This window comes from Amycolatopsis sp. NPDC059027, from assembly GCF_042739735.1.
In the GTDB taxonomy this organism is placed as follows: Bacteria; Actinomycetota; Actinomycetes; order Mycobacteriales; family Pseudonocardiaceae; genus Amycolatopsis.
The window spans coordinates 9719-30655 of sequence record NZ_JBHYIK010000086.1 but is presented as its reverse complement, the minus strand read 5'-3'; the positions used below and the strand labels follow the sequence as shown (position 1 = coordinate 30655).

General features: G+C 70.5%; 16 protein-coding genes. 6 read left to right on the top strand and 10 right to left on the bottom strand.

The window, feature by feature from the left end; all coding sequences use genetic code 11:
- Positions 1–15: 15 nt before the first annotated feature.
- The gene (locus tag ACFWY9_RS38900) at positions 16–795 is read left to right on the top strand and encodes a TrmH family RNA methyltransferase (protein WP_378341241.1); all 780 of its coding nucleotides are present in this window, start codon (positions 16–18) and stop codon (positions 793–795) included.
- 3 nt (positions 796–798) lie between these two features.
- Here ACFWY9_RS38900 and ACFWY9_RS38895 read toward each other — a convergent pair whose 3' ends face one another.
- Positions 799–1188 carry an HAD-IA family hydrolase gene (locus ACFWY9_RS38895; RefSeq protein WP_378341245.1) on the bottom strand — a complete coding sequence of 130 codons (390 nt, stop codon included), beginning with the start codon at positions 1186–1188 and terminating at the stop codon, positions 799–801.
- Positions 1189–1374: 186 nt separating this feature from the next.
- On the opposite strand from ACFWY9_RS38895, the gene ACFWY9_RS38890 reads away from it, so the two are divergent.
- Positions 1375–1842 (top strand): Rv3235 family protein, encoded by a 468-nt coding sequence (locus ACFWY9_RS38890; protein WP_378329304.1) that lies wholly within the window; start codon positions 1375–1377, stop codon positions 1840–1842.
- Between the two features lie 533 nt (positions 1843–2375).
- Here the strand turns inward: ACFWY9_RS38890 and ACFWY9_RS38885 are convergent.
- The 7 genes from ACFWY9_RS38885 to mtrA form a co-directional block, all read right to left on the bottom strand.
- Entirely contained in the window at positions 2376–3596 is a 1221-nt protein-coding gene (locus ACFWY9_RS38885) for a cytochrome P450 (protein WP_378329305.1), read from the bottom strand.
- 104 nt (positions 3597–3700) lie between these two features.
- Entirely contained in the window at positions 3701–6610 is a 2910-nt protein-coding gene (gene secA / locus ACFWY9_RS38880; RefSeq protein ID WP_378329306.1) for a preprotein translocase subunit SecA, read from the bottom strand.
- Positions 6611–6817: 207 nt separating this feature from the next.
- On the bottom strand, positions 6818–7510 hold the full coding sequence (gene hpf / locus ACFWY9_RS38875) for a ribosome hibernation-promoting factor, HPF/YfiA family (RefSeq protein ID WP_378329307.1): 693 nt from the start codon (positions 7508–7510) through the stop codon (positions 6818–6820).
- A gap of 538 nt (positions 7511–8048) precedes the next feature.
- Positions 8049–8405, bottom strand: a complete 357-nt coding sequence (locus tag ACFWY9_RS38870; RefSeq protein WP_378341240.1) for a hypothetical protein — start codon at positions 8403–8405, stop codon at positions 8049–8051.
- 1046 nt (positions 8406–9451) lie between these two features.
- The gene (locus ACFWY9_RS38865; RefSeq protein WP_378341239.1) at positions 9452–11182 is read right to left on the bottom strand and encodes an LpqB family beta-propeller domain-containing protein; all 1731 of its coding nucleotides are present in this window, start codon (positions 11180–11182) and stop codon (positions 9452–9454) included.
- Positions 11179–12960: an MtrAB system histidine kinase MtrB gene (gene mtrB, locus ACFWY9_RS38860; protein ID WP_378329310.1), complete on the bottom strand. Its 1782-nt coding sequence runs from the start codon at positions 12958–12960 to the stop codon at positions 11179–11181. The genes ACFWY9_RS38865 and mtrB overlap by 4 nt, the downstream gene beginning before the upstream one ends.
- Positions 12961–12967: 7 nt before the next feature.
- Positions 12968–13645 (bottom strand): MtrAB system response regulator MtrA, encoded by a 678-nt coding sequence (mtrA, locus tag ACFWY9_RS38855; protein ID WP_007028977.1) that lies wholly within the window; start codon positions 13643–13645, stop codon positions 12968–12970.
- A gap of 299 nt (positions 13646–13944) precedes the next feature.
- On the opposite strand from mtrA, the gene ACFWY9_RS38850 reads away from it, so the two are divergent.
- The 3 genes from ACFWY9_RS38850 (at position 13945) to solA (ending at position 18600) form a co-directional block, all read left to right on the top strand.
- Positions 13945–14730 carry an IclR family transcriptional regulator gene (locus tag ACFWY9_RS38850; RefSeq protein ID WP_378329311.1) on the top strand — a complete coding sequence of 262 codons (786 nt, stop codon included), beginning with the start codon at positions 13945–13947 and terminating at the stop codon, positions 14728–14730.
- Positions 14731–15007: 277 nt separating this feature from the next.
- Positions 15008–17452, top strand: coding sequence for an FAD-dependent oxidoreductase (locus tag ACFWY9_RS38845; protein ID WP_378329312.1), 2445 nt, complete (start codon positions 15008–15010; stop codon positions 17450–17452).
- Entirely contained in the window at positions 17449–18600 is a 1152-nt protein-coding gene (solA, locus tag ACFWY9_RS38840) for an N-methyl-L-tryptophan oxidase (protein WP_378329313.1), read from the top strand. Before ACFWY9_RS38845 ends, solA begins: the two co-directional genes overlap by 4 nt.
- Here solA and ACFWY9_RS38835 read toward each other — a convergent pair.
- Together ACFWY9_RS38835 and ACFWY9_RS38830 are read right to left on the bottom strand one after the other, a co-directional pair.
- A complete protein-coding gene (locus ACFWY9_RS38835; protein WP_378329357.1) occupies positions 18586–19218 on the bottom strand; it encodes a dTMP kinase in 633 nt (210 codons plus the stop codon). The genes solA and ACFWY9_RS38835 overlap by 15 nt on opposite strands.
- Before the next feature lie 81 nt (positions 19219–19299).
- The gene (locus tag ACFWY9_RS38830) at positions 19300–19584 is read right to left on the bottom strand and encodes a hypothetical protein (RefSeq protein ID WP_378329314.1); all 285 of its coding nucleotides are present in this window, start codon (positions 19582–19584) and stop codon (positions 19300–19302) included.
- Between the two features lie 247 nt (positions 19585–19831).
- On the opposite strand from ACFWY9_RS38830, the gene ACFWY9_RS38825 reads away from it, so the two are divergent.
- Complete coding sequence (locus ACFWY9_RS38825; protein ID WP_378329315.1) at positions 19832–20830, top strand: hypothetical protein; 999 nt, start codon at positions 19832–19834, stop codon at positions 20828–20830.
- Positions 20831–20937: the final 107 nt, after the last annotated feature.

Here is a 20937-nt window from a genome sequence, read left to right as displayed (position 1 = left end):
GCGAGACTGCCCGGTGTGGGTGATGACTCTGCGGCCTCCCCGGTTTCGCCGAAAGACCGGTTCCTGACCGTCTACGGGCGCAAACCGGTGCTCGAGGCGCTCGCCGACACCGGCCTCGAAGTGGACAAGGTGATCCTGGCCGACACCGTGCGCGGGCCGGGCGCCGCCGAGATCCAGCGCGCCGCCAAGGCGGCCGGGGTGCCGGTGCAGCGCGCGAGCGCGCACCGCGTCAAAGTACTGGCCGGGAACGGCAAACAGGACCAGGGCGTGCTCGCCGACGTCGTCGCGCCACGGATGCGTTCGCTGGCCACCGCGCTGTCGGGGAAGCGCCCGCCCGCGCGGGTGCTGCTGCTGGACGGCATCACCACCCCGGCCAACGTCGGGATGATCCTGCGCACCGCGACCGCCGCCGGGCTCGACGGCGTGATCGTGCCGCGGCGTGGCGTCGCCGCGCTGGACCCGATGGTGGTCAAGGCGTCCGCGGGGGTCGCGTTCCGCGCGCCGGTGCTGCGCTGCGGCAGCGCGCGGGAAGCCGCGGAGATGCTCACCGAGGCCGGCTACTCGCTCTACGCGCTGGGCGCTTCGGCTTCCGCGGAGTCGTTGACGGTGTTCGACGTCGAGCTGCCACAGCGGACCGCGTTCGTGCTGGGCGGCGAGACGGCCGGCGTGGGCGCCGAGGTGGGCGAGCTCGTCACCGAGTGGCTGAGCATCCCGATGCCGGGTGACGTCGAGTCGCTGAACGTCTCGGCCGCGGCGGCGGTGCTTTCCTTCGAACTCGTGCGCCGGGCTCGCTGACCCTCACTCCCGGCGAGCGCGCTCCGGCGGGAACAGCACGGCCAGCTCGGCCAGTGTCCCGGCGACCGTGTCGTGGTGGATGCCGACCATCCCCGCGTCGACAGCGCCCCGGACGTTGGCGGCCGAGTCGTCGACGAACACGCAGCGGCCGGCGGGCAGGCCCAGCATCGCCGCGGTGATCAGGTAGACCTCGCGGTCCGGCTTCGCCACCCCGACCTCGCCCGAGAACACCAGCGCGTCGAAATAGCGGCTCATCGTGTTCTTCACCTGCGAGGAGGCACCGGGAGCGTTGGACAGCAACGCGGTGCGAAGGCCGCGATCGCGGGCGGCCTCAAGATAGGTGTAGAGCAGATTGGCGTCCGGCTCCGTGAGCACCCCGGCGTAATCGATCACTAGGCCCTTCAGCACCCCGCACACCCTAGCCCGGTCAGCGGGGCACGCGGGCCGGATAGCGCAATCCGCAATAACGTGCAGCCGATTCTGCGCTTTTCCCCGAATATGGCGATCCTTGTCCGCTTCCCGGCGTTTCGCGGCCACTAACTCGTGCCGGGCACCCGCCACGGCACGAGAGGGGAAGCCATGACCACCGCGCACCGTCTGAAAACCCTGACCGGCTACGAACCCCACCGCACCGGTCGCCCGATCGCCACCGGGTCACCCGCGCCGCTCCCGGCGGGCCGTCCCCTGGCGGCCGTCCGCGACGTCTCGCCCGCGCTCGACGGGCCGCAGGTCGCGATCATGCTGACCGCGATCCTCGAAACGCACGACGGGCACCGGACGGCCTCGCAGATCGAGCCGCTGGTGGACCGGCCGCTGTTCGAACGCCTCCGCGCCCACAGCCGGGCGCGTGCGACCGCCCGGCATCGCGTACGGAGCGTGCGACTGTGCGCACCCGCCGACGACGTCGTCGAGGCCTGCGCACGCGTCGAGACCGGCCGCCGCACCATCGCGCTCGCCGCCCGCTTCGAACGGACCGGCGGCCGGTGGCGGTGCGTGCGCTTCGACCTGCTGGACCCGCTCGCCACGGCGCAGCGCATGGCGGCCTGACCAGCGTTCCCCCTGCTCAGCGGCGCTTTCCGGCGGCAAGGAGGAGCAAGGGACCTTTGCTAACGTCCTTGAGCAAGCTCACCATTAGCGCACTAACCAAAGGTGAGCAAAGGTCCCTTGCTCCCGCCGTTCCGCACCCCTGTCGGCGATGCGCTGGCCGGGGTGCGACAAGGGCGTCCCTGGGTGCGTTGAGTGCATCGGGGGCGTCCCTCGGTGCGGTGGATGCACCCAGAGCGTCCCTCGGACTCTCTCCGCCCACGCCGACACCATCGCCCGACGTCGCGAACGCTCCGTTACCGACGATCAACGTCCCCAACGGAGCGTTCACGACATCCAAGACCGCCGCACAAACCCCAACCGCAACGACAACCCCGCGAACACCACACACCCCACCGACCACACATCCCCGACCCACCCAATGCCGTGAAGGCCTCCTTCACAGCGCTCAACGCCGGTAAGGAGGCCTTCACGGCACCGGACCCTGGTCGGGCAGCAACCCCGGCGAAGCGCCCAGGAGCGTTCCGGCCTGAGGCTCAGTGGGCGACGGGGAGGGTGGCGAGGCCGCGCAGGGTGGTGGTCGCGTTCCAGCGCGGCTCACCGGCGAGGCGCAGCCGCGGGACGCGGCGGGCTAGTTCGCGGAAGACGACGCGGCCTTCCAGCCGGGCCAGCGGGGCGCCGAGGCAGAAGTGGATGCCCTGTCCGAAGGCGAGATGACGGCCGGGCTCGCGGGACGGATCGAAGACGTCGGGGTCGGCGCACGCGGCGGGGTCGCGGTTCGCGGCTCCGATGAGGACGATCGCCTGGGTGCCTTCGGCGACCGCGACGTCGCCGACCGCGGTGTCCCGCAGCGCTGTCCGGGCGGTGAGTTGCACCGGCGAGTCGTAGCGCAGCGCCTCCTCCACGGCCCGCTCGGCGAGTTCGCCGCCGGGGCCGAGCGCGCCGACGCCCTCGGCATGCCGCAGGAGGGCGAGGGTGCCGTTGCCGATGAGGTTCGTGGTCGTCTCGTGGCCCGCGATCAGCAGCAGGGTCACCGTGACGAGCAGTTCGCCCTCGCTGAGCGTGTCACCCGCGTCGGACACGGCGACCAAAGTGGACAGAAGGTCGTCGCCGGGCTCGTGCCGCCGTCGCGCTGCCAGCTCACGGAAGTAGGCGACGAACTCCTGCCGGGCGCGGACGGCGGGCTCCCGGGTTTCCGGTGCCTGCAGGAACTCCGGGTCGAGCGCGCGTGCCATCGCGTGGGACCACGTGGCGAACCGCTCGCGGTCGTCGAGCGGGACGCCCAGCATCTCGCTGATCACCTCGACCGGCAGCGGCGCCGCGAGATCCGCCATGAGATCGGCCTCGTCCGCGTCGGCGATCCGGCCGACCATCGTGGCGGCAAGCTCCTCGATCCGCGGGGTGAGCCGCTCGACCATCCGCGGGGTGAACGCCTTCGACACCAGCCGCCGCAGCCGCGTGTGATCGGGCGGGTTGAGCCCGAGGAACGACCGGACGACCCGGCCCTCTTCGTCCACCGGTTCGTCCGGGCGCTGGTCCTCCGGCGCGAGAATCTCCGGTTCCGGATGGCCGAAAGCGTTGTCGCGCAACAACTGCACCGCCTCGGCCTGACCGCTCACGGCGACCACGCCTGGCAACAGCGCGACCGGGGCCCGCTCTCGCCAGCGGCGATAGTCCGGATACGGATCGGGACGGCGGTCCTCGCCGAACAGCGCGGCGAAAGTCGACAAATCTGCTTCGACCGGCGTGGTGGACACGGCGCTCCCCTCGCTCACATGCCGGGCTTCCGCCCCATACCCGGTACAACGCGCCGGAGGGCCGCCGCGTTCCTGACGCGACGGCCCTCCGGCGACCGAAACTCCTAGCGGCGCGGGCCCTTCTTGCCCTTCTTCGCCTCGGCACGCTGCGCGGCACGGCGCTCCCGGCGGGTGCCACCACCCGCCCCACCGGCCGCCTCGGCCGGACCGTCCGAATGGGACTCGACGTTCCCGTCCTCACCCGGGCCCGACATGGTCAGCCCGCTCTGCGCACCGCCACCGCCGAGCCCCTTGCCCCGCAAGGCGGACGGCACCGACTCGGTGTCGGTCGTCGGCTGCGGCGGTGCCGGGCGGGCATGCCTGCCCTCACCCTCGCCCTCCGGGGCCTGGCCGTTGCCGTTGCCGCTCACCCCGGTGGGCAGCGCCGTGGCGCCTTCCTCGGCGACCGGCGCCGGTTCGGCACGCTCGACCTGGAGGTTGAACAGGAAGCCGACGGCCTCCTCCTTCAACGAGTCCAGCATCGCGCGGAACATGTCGAAGCCCTCGCGCTGGTACTCGATCAGCGGATCGCGCTGCGCGAGCGCCCGCATGCCGATGCCCTCCTTGAGATAGTCCATCTCGTAGAGGTGCTCACGCCATTTGCGGTCGAGCACGGTGAGCATCACCTGGCGCTCGAGGCGGCGCATCGCGCCTTCCTCGCCGACCAGCTCGTCGATCTCGGCCTCGCGGCGGTCGTAAGCCCGATGCGCGTCCTCGACCAGCGCGGCGCGCAGGCCCTCGGAGTCGAGGTCGCCGTCCTCCATCAGGTCGTCCCAGTCGAGGCTCACCGGGTAGAGCGTCTTGAGCGCGGTCCACAGCTTTTCGTGGTCCCAGTCCTCGGCGTACCCGGACTCGGTCGCACCGTCGACGTAGGCGTTGACGACGTCGATGAGCATGTGCTCGATCTGCTCGCGCAGGTCCTCACCTTCGAGCACGCGGCGGCGCTCGGCGTAGATCACCTTGCGCTGCTCGTTCATGACCTCGTCGTACTTGAGGACGTTCTTGCGCGTCTCGTGGTTGAGCTGCTCGACCTGTGTCTGCGCGCTCTTGATGGCCTTGGAGACCATCTTGTGCTCGATCGGCACGTCGTCGGGCAGCCGCATGGTGGTCATCACGCGCTCGACCATCGTCGCGTTGAAGCGGCGCATCAGCTCGTCCCCGAGCGACAGGTAGAACCGCGATTCGCCGGGGTCGCCCTGACGGCCGGAACGACCGCGGAGCTGGTTGTCGATGCGGCGCGATTCGTGGCGCTCGGTGCCGAGCACGTACAGCCCGCCCGCCTCACGGACCTCTTCGGCCTCGGCCTTGGCGTCCGCCTTGATCTCTTCGAGCACGTTCGGCCACGCGGCCTCGTACTCCTCGGAGTTCTCCACCGGGTCGAGGCCGCGCTCGCGCAGCGTCTGGTCGGCGATGATGTCCGGGTTGCCGCCGAGCACGATGTCGGTACCGCGGCCCGCCATGTTGGTGGCGACCGTGACCGCGCCCTTGCGGCCGGCCCGCGCGACGATCAGCGCCTCGCGGTCGTGGTGCTTCGCGTTGAGCACCTCGTGCGGCACACCCAGTTTCAGCAGCAGCTTCGACAGGTGCTCGGACTTCTCGACGCTGGTCGTGCCGACCAGGACCGGCTGGCCCTTCTCGTGCCGTTCGGCGATGTCCTCGGCCACGGCCTCGAACTTCGACTGCTCGGACTTGTAGATCAGGTCCGCCTGGTCGGCGCGGACCATCGGCCGGTTCGTCGGGATCGGCACCACGCCCAGCTTGTAGGTCTGGTGGAACTCGGCCGCCTCGGTCTCGGCGGTACCGGTCATCCCGGAGAGCTTCTTGTACAGCCGGAAGTAGTTCTGCAGCGTGATCGTGGCCAGCGTCTGGTTCTCGGCCTTGATCTCGACCTTCTCCTTGGCCTCGATCGCCTGGTGCATGCCCTCGTTGTAGCGGCGGCCCACCAGGATGCGCCCGGTGAACTCGTCGACGATCATGACCTCGCCGTCGCGGACGATGTAGTCCTTGTCGCGGTGGTAGAGCTCCTGGACCTTCAGCGCGTTGTTCAGGTAGCCGACCAGTGGGGTGTTGGCGGCCTCGTAGAGGTTGTCGATACCGAGCTGGTCCTCGACGAACCGGACGCCCTTCTCGGTGACCGCGACCGTGCGCTTCCGCACGTCGACCTCGTAGTGGTACTTGCTGTTGATCAGGTTGGTCTTCTCGACGCGCTCGCGCGTGCCCATCGTGGTGGTGTCGATGCCCTGCATGAGCGGCGCGAGCCGGGCGAACTCGACGTACCAGCGCGAGGACTGGTCGGCGGGGCCGGAGATGATCAGCGGGGTCCGCGCCTCGTCGATGAGGATCGAGTCGACCTCGTCGACGACCGCGAAGTTGTGCCCGCGCTGGACGCACTCGTCCAGGCTCCAGGTCATGTTGTCGCGCAGGTAGTCGAACCCGAACTCGTTGTTCGTGCCGTAGGTGATGTCGGCGTTGTACTGCTGGCGCCGCACGTCCGGCTGCTGCTCGGCCAGGATGACGCCGACCTCGAGTCCGAGGAAGCGGTGGATACGGCCCATCCACTCCGAGTCGCGCTTGGCCAGGTAGTCGTTGGTCGTGATGATGTGCACGCCGTCGCCGGGGATCGCGTTCAGGTAGGCCGCGAGCACACAGGTCAGGGTCTTGCCCTCACCGGTCTTCATCTCGGCCACCTGGCCGAGGTGCAGCGCCGCGCCCCCCATCAGCTGGACGTCGTAGTGCCGCTGGCCGAGCACCCGCTTGCTCGCCTCGCGGGCGACCGCGAAGGCCTCCGGGAGCAGCTCGTCGAGCGTCTCCTTGTCCTCGCGATACCGCTTGCGGAACTCCTCGGTCTTCGCCCGCAGCTCGGCGTCGGACAGGTCCTTGACGTCGTCTTCGAGGGTATTGATGTGATCGGCGATGTTGCGCAGCCGCTTCACCATCTTGCCCTCACCCGCGCGGAGCAGGCGGTTCAGCACCATCCGGTCGACCTCACTAGCTGATTTGTTGAACGCACCCGAGCCGCTCCCGGGCAGTGTCGTCCGCGACTGGGGCCTGGTGAGCCGCAGTCGTCCGCACCCCATCGTAGGGAACCGGACAGCATGCGCGCACGCACCTTGCGTAGGGACCGCACGCGAGCGGCCCGCACGCGGTGCGTGCGGGCCGCTCGAGGCCTTGTCCGGGTCCGCTCAGCCGAGCCGGATCACGCCGTAGTCGAAGCCTTTCCGGCGGTAGACGACGCTCGGCCTGCCGGCTTCGGAGTCGTTGAACAGGTAGAAGTCGTGGCCGACCAGCTCCATCTCGTAGAGAGCCTGGTCCACCGTCATCGGGTCCGCGGAATGCTGTTTCTCGCGGACGACGCGGCCGGGCTGGTGGCCCAGCTCATCGTCTTCCCAGCGCTGTTGCTGGGGAATCCCCTCGACACTCGAAGCCGCGAATCCGTTCGTGAGTGTTTCGGCCTCGGGTGCCTCCAACACCGCGGTACGCGCGGCGGGAGCGGCGGAATTCGCCGGGGACGTGCCTGGCGCCATCGCCATGGAGGTCGCCTCGGCGACCGATTCCGGACGGCTGCGGCCATAGTGCACGCGCCTCCGGTCGTGTGTCCTCCGCAAACGGTTCTCGAGCTTGGTGACCGCGGAGTCCAGCGCTGCGTAGAAGTCGGCGGCACACGCTTCGGCGCGCACGGCCGGGCCCCTGCCCTTTCCGGTGATCTCGACGCGCTGGCAGCTCTTGGCCTGCCTGCGGTTCGGCTCGTGGAAGAGCTCCACGTCGTACCGGATGACCTTCTTGTCGTAGCGCTCAAGCCGGGCCAGCTTTTCGCCGACAAGCGCCCGGTAATGATCGGGCACCTCCACGTTGCGGCCCTTAACGACGATGTCCATACACGACCTCCCTCGCTGAAATGACTGCGAGCTGTTGTGTTTAACCAGGGCGCCGGTAAAGCGGGGACGAAGCCCGGATCGCGGGCTGAGGGAACTCGGCAGACGGTCACGACGTCTCGCGGCGGATGTCCGAGCGCGAACTCAGCGCACCTCCGGCGCCAGGGACATGGGCTGGTCACCTCCCTGCCTGCGGGGATTGCTGATTGCGGAGCACGTTAGCTTCATCACGGCCGTTGCAACAGCCCCCGAGCCGGGGGATGTCAGGGGGTAAGAAACCGTCACGGCGCGCAGTGACGCACGGGTGATCACCGCAAAATCCTCGCGGTTCGGGCACCGTTCCCGTGACTCGTTTTCACGCGGACGGCGCAACGCTTCGGTGCCAGGAAAACCGAGGGTGACAACCCCGCCGGGCACAGCCGCCACCCCGGTGGAGTGGCGTGTCATCGGAGTGCTTCGGGGGTAGGCCCTCATACCCGGACAACGGCCGCGCGGGCGCTGACGTTCCCGCTAAAGGTCACTCATGTAGGTGACCCTCGGATCACTCGGCCGCGAGGAGTGCGAGGACCGCGACCACCTCCACTCCCTGTCCGCGCAGCACCCGCGTGCACGCCGCGGCCGTGGCGCCGCTGGTCACGACGTCGTCGAGCACCACCACCGGCAGCTCCGGCGGCGGACGGCCCGCCGGGACGAACCGGAGCCGTCCTTCGAGGTTGGCCAGCCGCTCCGCCCGGCTCAGCCCGACAGCGTCCTTCGCGCCACCCGCCAGCCGCAACGCGGGCGCCACCGCAGCCGGGACACCGCGAGCGGCGAGCAGCTCGGCGGCGGCCTCGGCCAGGCGCTGGACGTGCGGACCGCCCCTCAGCCGGGACGCCGAGCGCCTGCTCGGAGCGGGCACGAGACAGACACCGTGAGTGGGATTCCCGACCTCGGGATTCCCGGTCCGGGGGTTCCCCACTGCGGGAAGCCCGGTTCCGGGGCGCTCCGGTCTGGGATTCCCAGTAGTGGGATTCCCGCCACCGAGAGGGCCGGTTCGGAGAGTCCCGGTACCGGCGTTCCCGGTTTCGGGGTCCTCCGGCTCGAGAGCCGCAGGTCCGGGAAACCCCGGTGGGAGATTCCCGGACTGGGGAATCCCGCGACGGGGATTCCCGCCTCGTGGGTTCGCCGGTTCGGAAAGCGCGGAGGCGGGAAGGCCGTTTGTGGGACGGCCGGATGTGGGAATCCCACTTTCGGGATTCCCACCGCCGGGGATCCCAAGGCTGGGAATCCCAGTGCGGGGATTCCCACTCCGGAGATTCCCGGCGATGGGAATCCCGGCTCCGGGTGCGAGCGCCCTGGCGAGCAGCGACGGGAGCGCGTCGGCCACTGCCCGGCCGAGCGGCGGGCCGAGATCACGGCGGCCGCGTTCCTTGTAGGCGATCAGGAGCCGTTTGGCCACGCCCTCGTAGCGGGCGAGCGCGTACACCGGCACGAGACCCGTCGTCGGCAGGCGGGTCACCTCGGTCAGTGCTCCCCACACCTGGGCGCATCCGGCGCAGCACGGGGCACCGCGCACACCGCAGGCGGCGCAGCGGGCGGGGATGAGGAGATCGAGCACACGGGAGTTCATGCCGCTGAGTGTCCCGCCCACCACCGACAGTTTCGGCTCGCCGCGACGCGGCAAGGCTGCGGCGCGGACGCCGGGTCCATGTCCCGAACGCGCCGTTGAGGACGTTGAGCGTCCCGAACGGAGCGTTCGCGACGCGCGCGGACGAGCGCTGTGCCGAGGGACGCCTTGGGTGCGTTGGGTGCGACGAGGGCGTCCCTCGGTGCGATGAGCGCACCCAGGGAGGCCCTCGGATCAACACCCCGCCCCGCCGGAACCGGGAGCAAGGGACCTTTGCTCACGCTCGCGCCGCACGAGCGCAACCCAGCGTCCACAAGGGACAGTCGGGTGCGCAGGCTTCAGCCGGGATAGAAGGGATCGGCGCCGGGGGTGGTGTGGGCATGGGGCCGCCAGACCTCGCCCAGTTCCGAGGCGACCCACAGGCCACCGCTGTCGGCGACCACGATCGGGCGGTTCGGGGCGGCGGTGACGGAGAGCACCGGCGGGGTCAGGTTCGAGCTGTTGAAGGCGTCCATCCGCAGCCCGTCGATCGGCAGTTTCACCACCGGCTGCGAGGTCGACGACGTGGCCGCCACGAGCGTGTCCGGAGTGGCCCAGTCGACGTCCACGACGTTCGTGAGATCGCGGTTCTGCAGCAGCCGCGGCGCGCGCAGGGTCACCGAATCGGCGGTCCGGACCACCGAGGCGACCACCAGCTTCCCGCCGACCACTGCCGCGGCGCGCGCACCGTCGCGGGAGAGCCGGAGTTCGGTGATCTGGCCGAGCGCGGTCACCTCGTTCGCGTTCACGCCCTGCTGCGCCCAATGCCCGCCGGGGGCCAGCACGAGCCGCGCCACCGTCGTGTGATCGACGACCGTCCACACCTCACCGGAGGCGTCGCCGCCGGGCGCGGCGGGGCGCCAGGTCGGCCGGGTGAGCGAACCACCGAACAGCTCCGTCTGCGGCAGGTCCCTGCCGTAGTCGCCGACCCGCAGCCGCATCCGGCCGCCGGCGCGTTCGACCACCGCGAGCCGTTTCCCGTCGATCGACTGCGCCGCGCCGGCGACGTCGTAGCCACCACTACCCGCCGGGCCCTCGACCGGCGCGCCGGTGCCGAGCGAACGCGCCCGCCCGCCCGCGGTCATCAGCCCCAGCAGATCGGAACTCGGCGACGACGCGGCGCCGTACGCGGGCAGCTCGCTCGCCCGCCAGTACTCGTGCCCCGGCACGAGCGGCGCGCCGTCGGCGAGCAGCCGGATCCGGGTCGAGGTCACGGTCTGCAGCGAGAGCACGATCTGCGCGGCGATCAGGTTCCGCGTCTCGGGCGTCGCCCCGGTCAGCCCGGTCAGCGGCACCACCACCGAACCGTCGTCGGCGGTCTTGACGTTGTTCTCGATGGTGATCGGATCCGCGAGGAGGTTCTTCACCGATCCCGCGAGCCCTTCGGACGGCCCGAGCATCAGCAGGTCCATCACGCGCCCGGCGAGTCCCGACTGCGGTTTCGCGACCACGTAACGAAGATCGGGCACGAACGTGCCCGCGTCCGGCGAGTAGAAGCTCACCGGGACGCGGAAGTAGTTGATCGAGAAGTCGGCGTTGGTGACGACCAGGTTCGGCGGCGGGTTGGCGATCCGCCACTGCCCTGTCGCCTGCTGCTTGCGCACTTCGAGCTGGAGCTTGAAAGGCGCCTGGTTCGGGACGAACGAGCCGTCGCCGTTCAGCACGCCCAGCGCGAAACCGTGCACGTTCACCGTCTGCACGTTCGGATCCGGCGACCGGTTCTCGGTGTCGTAGGTGGTGTTGAAGATGTCGTCGATGATCGTCAGCCCCCGCGCGGGCTTCCAGTTCGCGCGGGCCTGGTCGTCGAGGTACGCGCGGGCGGCGGCGTTGTTCGACCCCGGCACGGCGCTCGCGCGGACGAACTGGCGCGCCAGCGTCAGCGAGTCGATGCCCTCCGACGGGTTGGGCGCGCTGGCTGCCGCCGGCGGCGGCTTCTCCCCCGGCACCACCATCGGCTGGGATTCCTGCGGGATGTTCGCGCAGCCCGCCAGGAGGACGAAGCACAGCAAGGCCAGTGCGGCACGTTTCACCGGCCGACCTCCTCGCGCTCGGCGAGCAGCGCGTCCGGCGCGGGCTGCACCTCGAGCGTGCCGATCACGGTCGGCTCGGCGGCGGGCGGGACGTGGTCCGCGGGCGGCAGCGGCAGCGGGCTCTCCTCGACCGCGGTGCCCTGCCTGCGCGGCAGTACCAGCCGGAAGCACGCGCCGTAGCCCGGCTCGCCCCACGCGTCGAGCTGCCCGCCGTGCAGGCGCGCGTCCTCCTGACTGATCGCCAGGCCCAGCCCGGTGCCGCCGGTGCGCCGGTTGCGGGACGGGTCTGCCCGCCAGAACCGGTTGAACACCAGTTCCGCCTCGCCGGTCCGCAGCCCGACACCGCGGTCCCGGACCGTGACCGCCACGGCGTTCTCGTTGACTCCCACGGTGAGCACCACCGGTTTGCCCTCACTGTGGTCGACGGCGTTGGCGAGCAGGTTCCGCAGGATCCGTTCGACGCGCCGGGCGTCGACCTCCGCGGGCGCCTCTTCGTCGGGCAGCACCAGATCGATCGAGCTGCCCGCGTTCCCGGCGATGACCCGGACCTGCTCGACCGCCCTGGTCGCGATCGGCCGGACGTCGATGAACTCGGCGGACAGCTCCTCGACACCGGCGTCGAGACGGCTGATCTCCAGCAGATCGCCGAGCAGGGCCTCGAAACGGTCGAGCTCGTCGACCAGCAGCTCGGTGGAGCGGGCGAGCCCGGCCGGGAACTGCTCGCGCGAGGCGTGCAGCACGTCGGCCGCCATCCGGACGGTGGTCAGCGGGGTGCGCAGCTCGTGCGAGACGTCGGAGGTGAACCGCCGCTGCAGCCCGCCGAACTCCTCCAGCTGCCGGATCTGCCGCTGGATGCTCGCGGCCATCTCGTTGTAGGACACCGCGAGTTTCGCCAGATCGTCCTCGCCGAGCACGGCGAGCCGCTGGTCGAGATCCCCGCCCGCGAACTGCTCGGCCGCGGCCGCCGCCTGCCGGACGGGCCGCACCACCTGCCGCGTGACGAGGTTCGTAATCCCGGCGAGCAGCAACAGCAGCACGAGCCCGCCGACGAGCAGCGTGTTCTGCACGGTGGACACCGTGTTCTGCTCGCTGGTCAGCGGGAACAGCAGGTACAGCTGCAGCGGGCTGGCCACGGTGCTCAGCGGCGCGCCGACGATGAGGTACGTGGTGCGGCCGCCGTTGCCGTCTTCGACGGTGTGCTCCAGGTAGCTGACCTGGTTGGACTCGACGAACTGGCGCAGCCGCGCCGGCACGCTGGCGAACGGTCCCGCCGACACCGGGACGCTGACCGCCTGGCCACGGCCGCCGCTGACCAGCACCGGGTCGAAGGTGCCCGCCGCAGAACCGGCCCCGCCCTGGTTCGCCGGGCTGCTGGAGATCTTCTTGAGCGCGTTCTCCAGCCGCGTGCGCATGGCTTCGGAGCTCTCGCCGCCGACGCCGACCAGCTCCCCCGCCGCGGTGTCGGCGAGCGCCCGCGTCTGCTCGATCGCGGCGGAACGCTTGGTGTCCAGCAGGCGTTCGGTGATCTGGTTCTGCAGCACCATGCCCAGCACGAACACCACCGCCGAGGACAGCGCCAGCGTCGACACGGTGACCCGGAACTGCAGCGAATGCCGCCACAGTTCGTTGAAGCCGACGACACGACGGCGCGCGAAAGCCGCGACGCGCCGTACGAGGCGCGCCGCCGAGCGGGCGGAGCGCGGCAGCCGTCCCCTCTTCGGGTCACGGCCGGGCTCCGCCCCGGTGCTTTCCGGCTCTTCCGGGGATGGCGCTGTCATGGACGGATCACGGCGGGCCGGCCTTGTACCCGACGCCGCGCACGGTCAACACCACCTCGGGGTGCTCCGGGTCCCGCTCCACCTTCGACCGCAGCCGCTGGACGTGCACGTTGACCAGCCGGGTGTCGGCCGCGTGCCGGTAACCCCAGACCTGCTCGAGCAGCACCTCGCGGGTGAACACCTGACGCGGCTTGCGCGCCAGCGCGACCAGCAGGTCGAACTCCAGCGGAGTCAGCGGGATGGCCTTGCCCTCGCGGGTGACCTCGTGGCCGGGGACGTCGATGGCCAGATCGCCGATGGTGAGCGACTCGGCGGGCTCGGCCTCGGTGCGGCGCATCCGGGCGCGGACCCGCGCGACCAGCTCCTTCGGCTTGAAGGGCTTGACCACGTAGTCGTCGGCGCCGGACTCCAGGCCGAGCACGATGTCCACCGTGTCGCTCTTGGCGGTGAGCATGACGATCGGCACGCCGGACTCGGCCCGGATCGCCTTGCAGACGTCGATGCCGTTCATCCCGGGCAGCATGAGGTCGAGCAGGACGAGGTCGGGTTTCAGCTCGCGCAGCGCGGGAAGCGCGCGCGAACCGTCGGCGACCACCGCCGTGTCGAACCCCTCCCCACGGAGCACGATGGTGAGCATCTCCGCGAGTGCGGGGTCGTCGTCGACCACCAAGACACGTGCCTTCATGAACACATATTCGCACTACTTGCCACACGAGGACGCGCGACCCGGGGTTCGGACGCCGGAAAGATCCGAAATCGAGCAGATTTGCTCCATCCGGGTGCGGGCCTTCCGGGTGGCGGCCGGGCCGTCCCCTCACCGCCCACCGTACCCGTGTGGAGCGGACCGCGAGCGGATGCGAGGGACGCCCTCGGTGCGCTCGATGCACCGAGGGCGTCCCTCGCCACAGCCAACGCACCAGGGGCGTCCCTCGGTGTTCGCCCACTCAGCCGAACTTTTTCAGCGTCAGCCGTTAGTGTTGCGTCATGCGGAACCAGGACCCTGCGAACGCAACTCCCAGCCAGGTGCAATCGGTCGACCGCGCGATCAGCGTGCTGGAACTGCTCGCCCGCAACGGGGAAACGGGGATCACCGAGATCGCGGGCGAACTGGGCGTCCACAAGTCGACCGCGTCCCGCCTGCTGAGTGTCCTGGAGTCGCGTGGCCTGGTGGAGCAGCTGGGCGAGCGGGGGAAGTACGCCATCGGCTTCGGCATCGTCCGGCTGGCCGGGGCCGCCACCGGCCGGATGGACCTGGCGAAGCTGGGCCGGACCAGCTGCCAGGCACTGGCCGAGTCGCTGGGCGAGACGGTCAACATCGCGATCGCCGACGACGGCGTCGCGATCAACATCAGCCAGGCCCGCGGATCGGCCGCGATCACCACGCAGAACTGGACCGGCCAGCGCACGCCGCTGCACGCGACCTCCAGCGGCAAGATCCTGCTGGCCTCGCTGCCCGAGGCGGAGCGAAAGCGTCTTCTCCGCCGCAAGCTGGAGCAGTACACCCCGCGTACGGTCGTCGACCCGGAAGAACTGAATGCCGAACTCGACCGCGTCACCGAAGACGGTTACGTGGCCTGCTACGAGGAACTCGAACTCGGTATGCACGCGGTCGCGGTGCCGATCCGCGGCCCCGGCGGCGAAGTCGTGGCCGCGATGAGCGTTTCGGGGCCTTCGTACCGCCTCTCGAAACAGCGCGTCCGCCAGATCGTGCAGCCGCTCACCGAAGCGGCGATGGAGCTTTCCGCCCAGCTCGGCTACTTCGCGGACTGAGGCGTCCACTCCCCCGACGTCGCATCGACAAGGGCGAGCGTGCCGTTACTTGGCCCGTTCGCCGGTAGCACCGCGCCCACCTGCGCGACCACCCTGGAACGGGAACCTTTTCGGGCTCTTGACACTGCTCGCGGCATCACGCACCTTGTTGCAGAAGACGGAACGTATTCCCCCATCCGCAACCTCCCGCGCCTCCCCCGACGCGGGCCCCGAGCACGCCAACGGCAAGGAGCCCGGCTGTCCACAGTGGACGCGCGGGCAGGCGAGGAGGACCCCGATGGCTCCACGGCCGCGCGTTGTCGTCGTCGGCGCGGGGATAGTCGGCTGCGCGGTGGCCGACGAGCTCACCGAGCGCGGCTGGACCGACGTCACCGTGCTGGAGCAGGGTGACCTGTTCGCCACCGGCGGGTCCAGCTCGCACGCGCCGGGGCTGGTCTTCCAGACCAACGGCTGCAAGACGATGACCGAGTTCGCCGGCTACACCGTCGAGAAGTACAGCGGTCTCACCCTCGACGGGCGTCCGTGCTTCCGGCCGGTCGGCGGGCTCGAGGTCGCCGGTTCCCCGGCCCGCTGGGCGGATCTGCAACGACGGCACGGCTGGGCGACGTCGTGGGGCGTGCCGAGCACGCTGCTCGACGCGGGCGCGTGCGCCGCCCTGCACCCGCTGCTCGACGCGACGAAGATCCTCGGCGGCTTCCACACCCCCGGCGACGGGCTGGCGGAACCGCTGCGCGCGGCCGAAGCCCAGGCCCGGCGGGCGATCGAGCGCGGGGCCCGGTTCCTCGCCCGCCAGCGGGTCGTCGCCGTGGAACGCGCGCGCGGCCGGGTCACCGCCGTGGTCACCGAGACCGACCGGTTCCGCGCCGACGTCGTCGTGTCCTGTGCCGGGATGTGGGGACCGCTGCTCGGGGAGCTGGTCGACCTCACCGTGCCGCTGGTCCCGATGGCGCACCAGTACGCGAAGACGACGCCGTTGCCCGCGCTCGCCGACCCCACCGAGGCGAGCAGGCCGATCCTGCGGCACCAGGACGCCGACCTCTACTTCCGCGAGCACGGCGACCGGCTCGGTGTCGGCGCGTACGGGCACCGACCGATGCCGGTCGATCCCTCGGACATCGCCGATCCCCGTGCCACCGAAGGCATGCCGTCCGAACTCGCGTTCACCCCAGCCGACTTCGAAGCGTCCTGGGCCGCCGCCACCGAGTTGCTGCCGATCCTGCGCGAGGCGAAGGTCGAAGAAGGCGTCAACGGGCTGTTCTCGTTCACCCCGGACGGGATGCCGTTGCTCGGCGAACACCCGGACCTCGACGGCTTCTGGGTCGCGGAGGCCGTCTGGATCACCCACTCCGCCGGTGCCGCCCGCGCACTGGCCGAATGGCTCGTCGACGGGCAGCCGAAGACCGACGTGCACGGCTGCGACCTCGCCCGTTTCGAACGGGTCCAGCTCGCGCCGGACTACGTGCGCGCCCGCAGTTGCCAGAGCTTCGTCGAGGTGTACGACGTCATCCATCCCCTGCAGCCGATGGAAGAACCGCGGCCACTGCGGACGAGCCCGTTCTACGAGCGCCAGCTCGAACTCGGCGCGTGTTTCCTGGAGGCGGGCGGCTGGGAACGTCCACAGTGGTACGCCGAGAACGAGAACCTGCCGGAGGTCGACCGGATCCCCGCCCGCAACGGCTGGGCCGGGCGGTACTGGTCGCCGATCGGCGGAGCCGAGGCGCTGGTGGCCCGCGAGCGGGTGGCGATGTTCGACATGACACCGCTGAAGCGCCTCGAAGTCACCGGTCCTGGCGCGCTGCCGTTCCTCCAGGCGATGACCACCAACCAGCTCGACAAGCCGCCGGGGGCGATCACCTACACGCTGCTGCTCGGCGAGGACGGCGGGGTGCGCGGCGATCTCACGGTCGCGCGGCTGGCCGCCGACCGGTTCCAGGTCGGCGTCAACGGGCCCCTCGACCTCGACTGGCTGCGCAGGCATCTGCCCGGCGACGGCACCGTGCAGATCCACGAGACCACGTCCGGCACCTGCTGTGTCGGCCTGTGGGGACCACTCGCGCGCAAGGTCCTGCAGCCACTGTCCACAACGGACTTCTCACACCGGGCGATGGGCTACTTCAAGGCGAAAGCCGCATACGTAGGCGGTATCCCGGTGGTCGCGATGCGACTGTCCTATGTGGGCGAACTCGGCTGGGAGCTCTACACCGGCGCCGACCTCGGCAGGCGGCTGTGGGACACGCTGTGGGAGGCGGGCAGGCCGCACGGGATCATCGCCGCGGGCCGGGAGGCGTTCGCGAGCATGCGCCTGGAGAAGGGCTATCGGTCCTGGGGCACGGATCTGACCACCGAACACGACCCGTACGAGGCCGGTCTCGGCTTCGCGGTGCGAAGGGACAAGGGCTACTTCCTCGGCCGGGACGCGCTCGAAGGACGTTCGGCCGAGACGGTCACGCGGAAACTGACCTGCCTGACCATCGACGATCCGTACGCCGTCGTGCTCGGCAAGGAGCCGGTATACGCGCAGAGCCGGCCGATCGGCTACGTCACCAGTGCGGCATACGGCTACACGGTCGGCAAGAACATCGCCTACGCGTGGCTTCCCGTCGATTACACGACGCCGGGTCAGCGGGTCGAGATCGAGTACTTCGCCGAGAAGATCCCCGCACTGGTGGCGGCCGAGCCGTTGTTCGATCCGACGATGACACGGTTGCGGAGCGCGCGATGACCCATTACGACGTCATCGTGCTCGGGCTCGGCGGGATGGGCAGCGCGGCCGCGTGCCGGCTGGCGCGGCGCGGGCAGCGGGTGCTCGGTATCGACCAGTTCGCGCCGGTGCACAACCGCGGCTCCAGCCACGGCGGCTCGCGGATCACGCGGCAGGCCTACTTCGAGGACCCGGCCTACGTCCCGCTGCTGCTGCGGGCGCACGAACTGTGGGAGGGCATCGAACGCGACTCCCAGCGGGAGATCTTCACCCGCTGCGGCGGGCTCGTCCTCGGGCGGCCGGATTCGCGGCCAGTGACCGGGAGCCAGCTGAGCGCGCAGAAATTCGACCTCGCGCACGAGCTGCTCGACGCGGCCGAGATCCGCCGCCGCTTCCCCACCCTCAACCCGGCGGACGACGAAATCGCGCTGTACGAACCGGGCGCGGGGCTCGTGGTGCCCGAGGCGAGTGTCGCCGCGCACCTGCAGCTCGCCGCGCGAGCGGGCGCCGAACTGCACCACGAGGAAAAGGTCTACACCTGGAGCGCGAGCACCTCGGGCGTCCGGGTCGGCACCTCGCACGACCACTACACCGCCGGGCACCTCGTCGTCTGCCCCGGGGCATGGGCCCCCGAACTCCTGTCCGACCTCGGCGTCGAGTTCCGGATCGAGCGGCAGATCCAGTACTGGTTCGCCCCCGACGGCGGTATCGAGCCGTACCGGCGGCATCCGGTGTACATCTGGAACACCGGGGACGGCCGCGATCTCTACGGCTTCCCGGCACGCCACGGACCGCGGGACGGGGTCAAGGTCGCGATCTTCAGCGGCGGGCGGACCTGCACGGCGGACACGATCGACCGCACGGTGTCGGACGAGGAGGTCGCGAACATGGCCGCGACCGTCGCGCCGCGCCTGCCGACCCTGCCGGGACGCTTCCTGCGCGCGGCGACCTGTCTCTACACCACCACCCCGGACACGCATTTCGTGATCGCGCCGCATCCGGCGGAGGACAGGGTCACGGTCGCGTGCGGATTCTCCGGGCACGGCTTCAAGTTCGTCCCGGTGGTCGGGGAGATCCTGGCCGACCTCGTCGTCGACGGCGGGACCACGCACCCGATCGCGTTGTTCGACCCGGCTCGGTTCGCCCGAGACGTCTCAGCTCTGGAGTAATTCCTTCGCGAGCGCCTCGACGTCGGTGTGCGAGACGCCGTCGAGGACATGCCACGGAGCGAGCCACGCCGACTTCGCGAGTTCGTCGTATACGGCGGCGCAGCGTGTCTGGAGTGCGTCGTCGGTCTCGAACGCGTCGCGCTCCCGGTCCGTTTCGGTCGCCGCGCGACGTTCGGCCCGCTCGGCGGCGACCTCGGGCGCGACCCGCAGCAGCAGCTGCGCGTCCGGGCGCGGCAGGGCGAACCGCTCGACCTCCAGGTCCCAGACCCAGCGCACGACCTCGCCGCTCGCGTCCTGTCGCAGCCGTGCGGCGGCGTACGCGGCGTTGGAGGCGACGTACCGATCCAGCAGCACGACGTCGTTCGCGGCCAGCCGCGTCCGGATGTCCTCGGCGGCGCCACGGCGATCGAGCGCGTAGAGCATCGCCATCCCGTACACCGAATCGACGAGGTCGCCGTGACCGCGATGCAGCGCTTCGCGGACAAGGTCGGCGTGCACGCTCTCGCCGTAGCGCGGGAACGCGAGCTTGCCCACGCTCGCCCCGGCGGCGTTCAGCGCACCGGTCAGCCTGTCCGTCAGGGTGCGCTTCCCGGCACCGTCCAGTCCTTCGATCACCACGAGTCGGCCCACGGGAAGACCCTACGGTGCCCGTGGTCGACCGGTGGGCCCGGCGGGGGTGCTCACCACCGGGCCCGCCGGTCAGGTTTCGGCCGGACGGCGTAACGCGTACACCAGATAGCCACCCGCGCTCGCGACCAGCAGCCCGCCGAGGAGCAGCAGGGGAACCCAGACGCCGTCGTCACCGTTCTGCTGGGCGGGGATGTCCCCGCCACGGGGCATCACCTGGCGCACGGCCGTCGCCCGCGCGGTGGTGTCCTGATAGGACGCCGGAAGCGAAACCGCCTCCGCCGTCGCGGGAAGGGCCAGCCACAAGGCCAGGCTCACCGCCGCGGCGGTACGAGCCCGATTCGAGATCACTGGCACGGACGGCCTCCTGCTCGAATATGGGCGAACCATTCGGTGGTCACAACGGTGAACAGCGCGGTCACGCTGGGCAAGAACGCCATCCGGACGAACGGACCGTTCCGCCCCGGTGCCGGAACGCGGAACGGCGGGGATCCCGTGCCAGCCACCCCGAACGGGGGTCGGCAGCATTCCGGGGCACTGCTAACGTGAACGTTCCGCGGTGTTCACGCCCAGCGCACACACTGTTCGGGTGAAGGGACGAGCGGTGGCAACAGACGGAGACCTCCCCTTGATCATCGACGGCGTCCGCCGTCCGGCCGGCGAGCTGCCGAAGGAACTCTCCGCGGCGCTCCGCGGCGGCGAATTCCACCAGGCACTACGGCTGGCCATCGCGCACCGGGGCCTGTCACTGGCCCGGCTGCGCGCCCATCTGAGCCTTCGGGGTGTCCAGATCGGACAGTCGACGCTGAGCTACTGGCAGCGTGGCCTCCGCCAGCCGGAGGTGCCGAAGGCGCTGCCCGCCGTCCGCGCACTGGAGGCGGTGCTCCAGCTGCCGGCCAACTCCCTCGTGGTGCTGATCGGACCGCGGGTGGGGCGGCCGCGCGGGCACCAGATGGCCGCGTCGTTCCACGACCTGCGATCCGGCGACATGGGCTCGATCGTCGACGAGCTGCTCGCCGAGCTGGGCGCGTACCCGGCCACCAACCGGCACAACGCCGACCTCGAGCTGCTGTCGGTGCACGACACGATCACCTTCGACGCCGAACACCGCCAGGTGAGCGTGCGGACCCGGCTGGTGACCCGCGCCCGGCGACACGGCCCGGACCGCTACGTCACGGTGTACAACGGCGACCCGGGCTGCCGGATCGCCGACGTCGAGCTGATCACCGACGAAGGCTGCCGGGTCGGGCGGATGCGGCGCAACCCCGAGCACGACACCATGGCGACCGAGCTGCTGTTCGACCGCAAGCTCGCCGAGGGCGACATCCACGTCTTCTGCTTCGAGGTCCGCGACGACTCGGGCTCGGCCTCCCCCGGTTACTACCGGATGCTGCGCGACCAGTGCTCGAGCTACCTGCTGCAGCTGCGGTTCGCCACGGACGCCCTGCCCGCGCGGTGCACCCGGCAGATCCGGGCGCGCGACGACGCGCTGCCGGTCGAGGCCGAGGAGCTGCCGTGCGACGCCCAGGGCGTCACGAGCGCGTACTTCCGGGAGGCGGGACCGGGGCTGGCGGGCGTCGCCGTGGAGTGGAACGACGCCTGAGCCGCGCCGGGGTCGAGCGCCCCAACGAAGTTTCCCCCTGCCGGACCCGATGTGGGGGGAGGGAAGATGTAAAGAAAAGAGAAGAAAAAAGAAAATGGGGGGGGAAG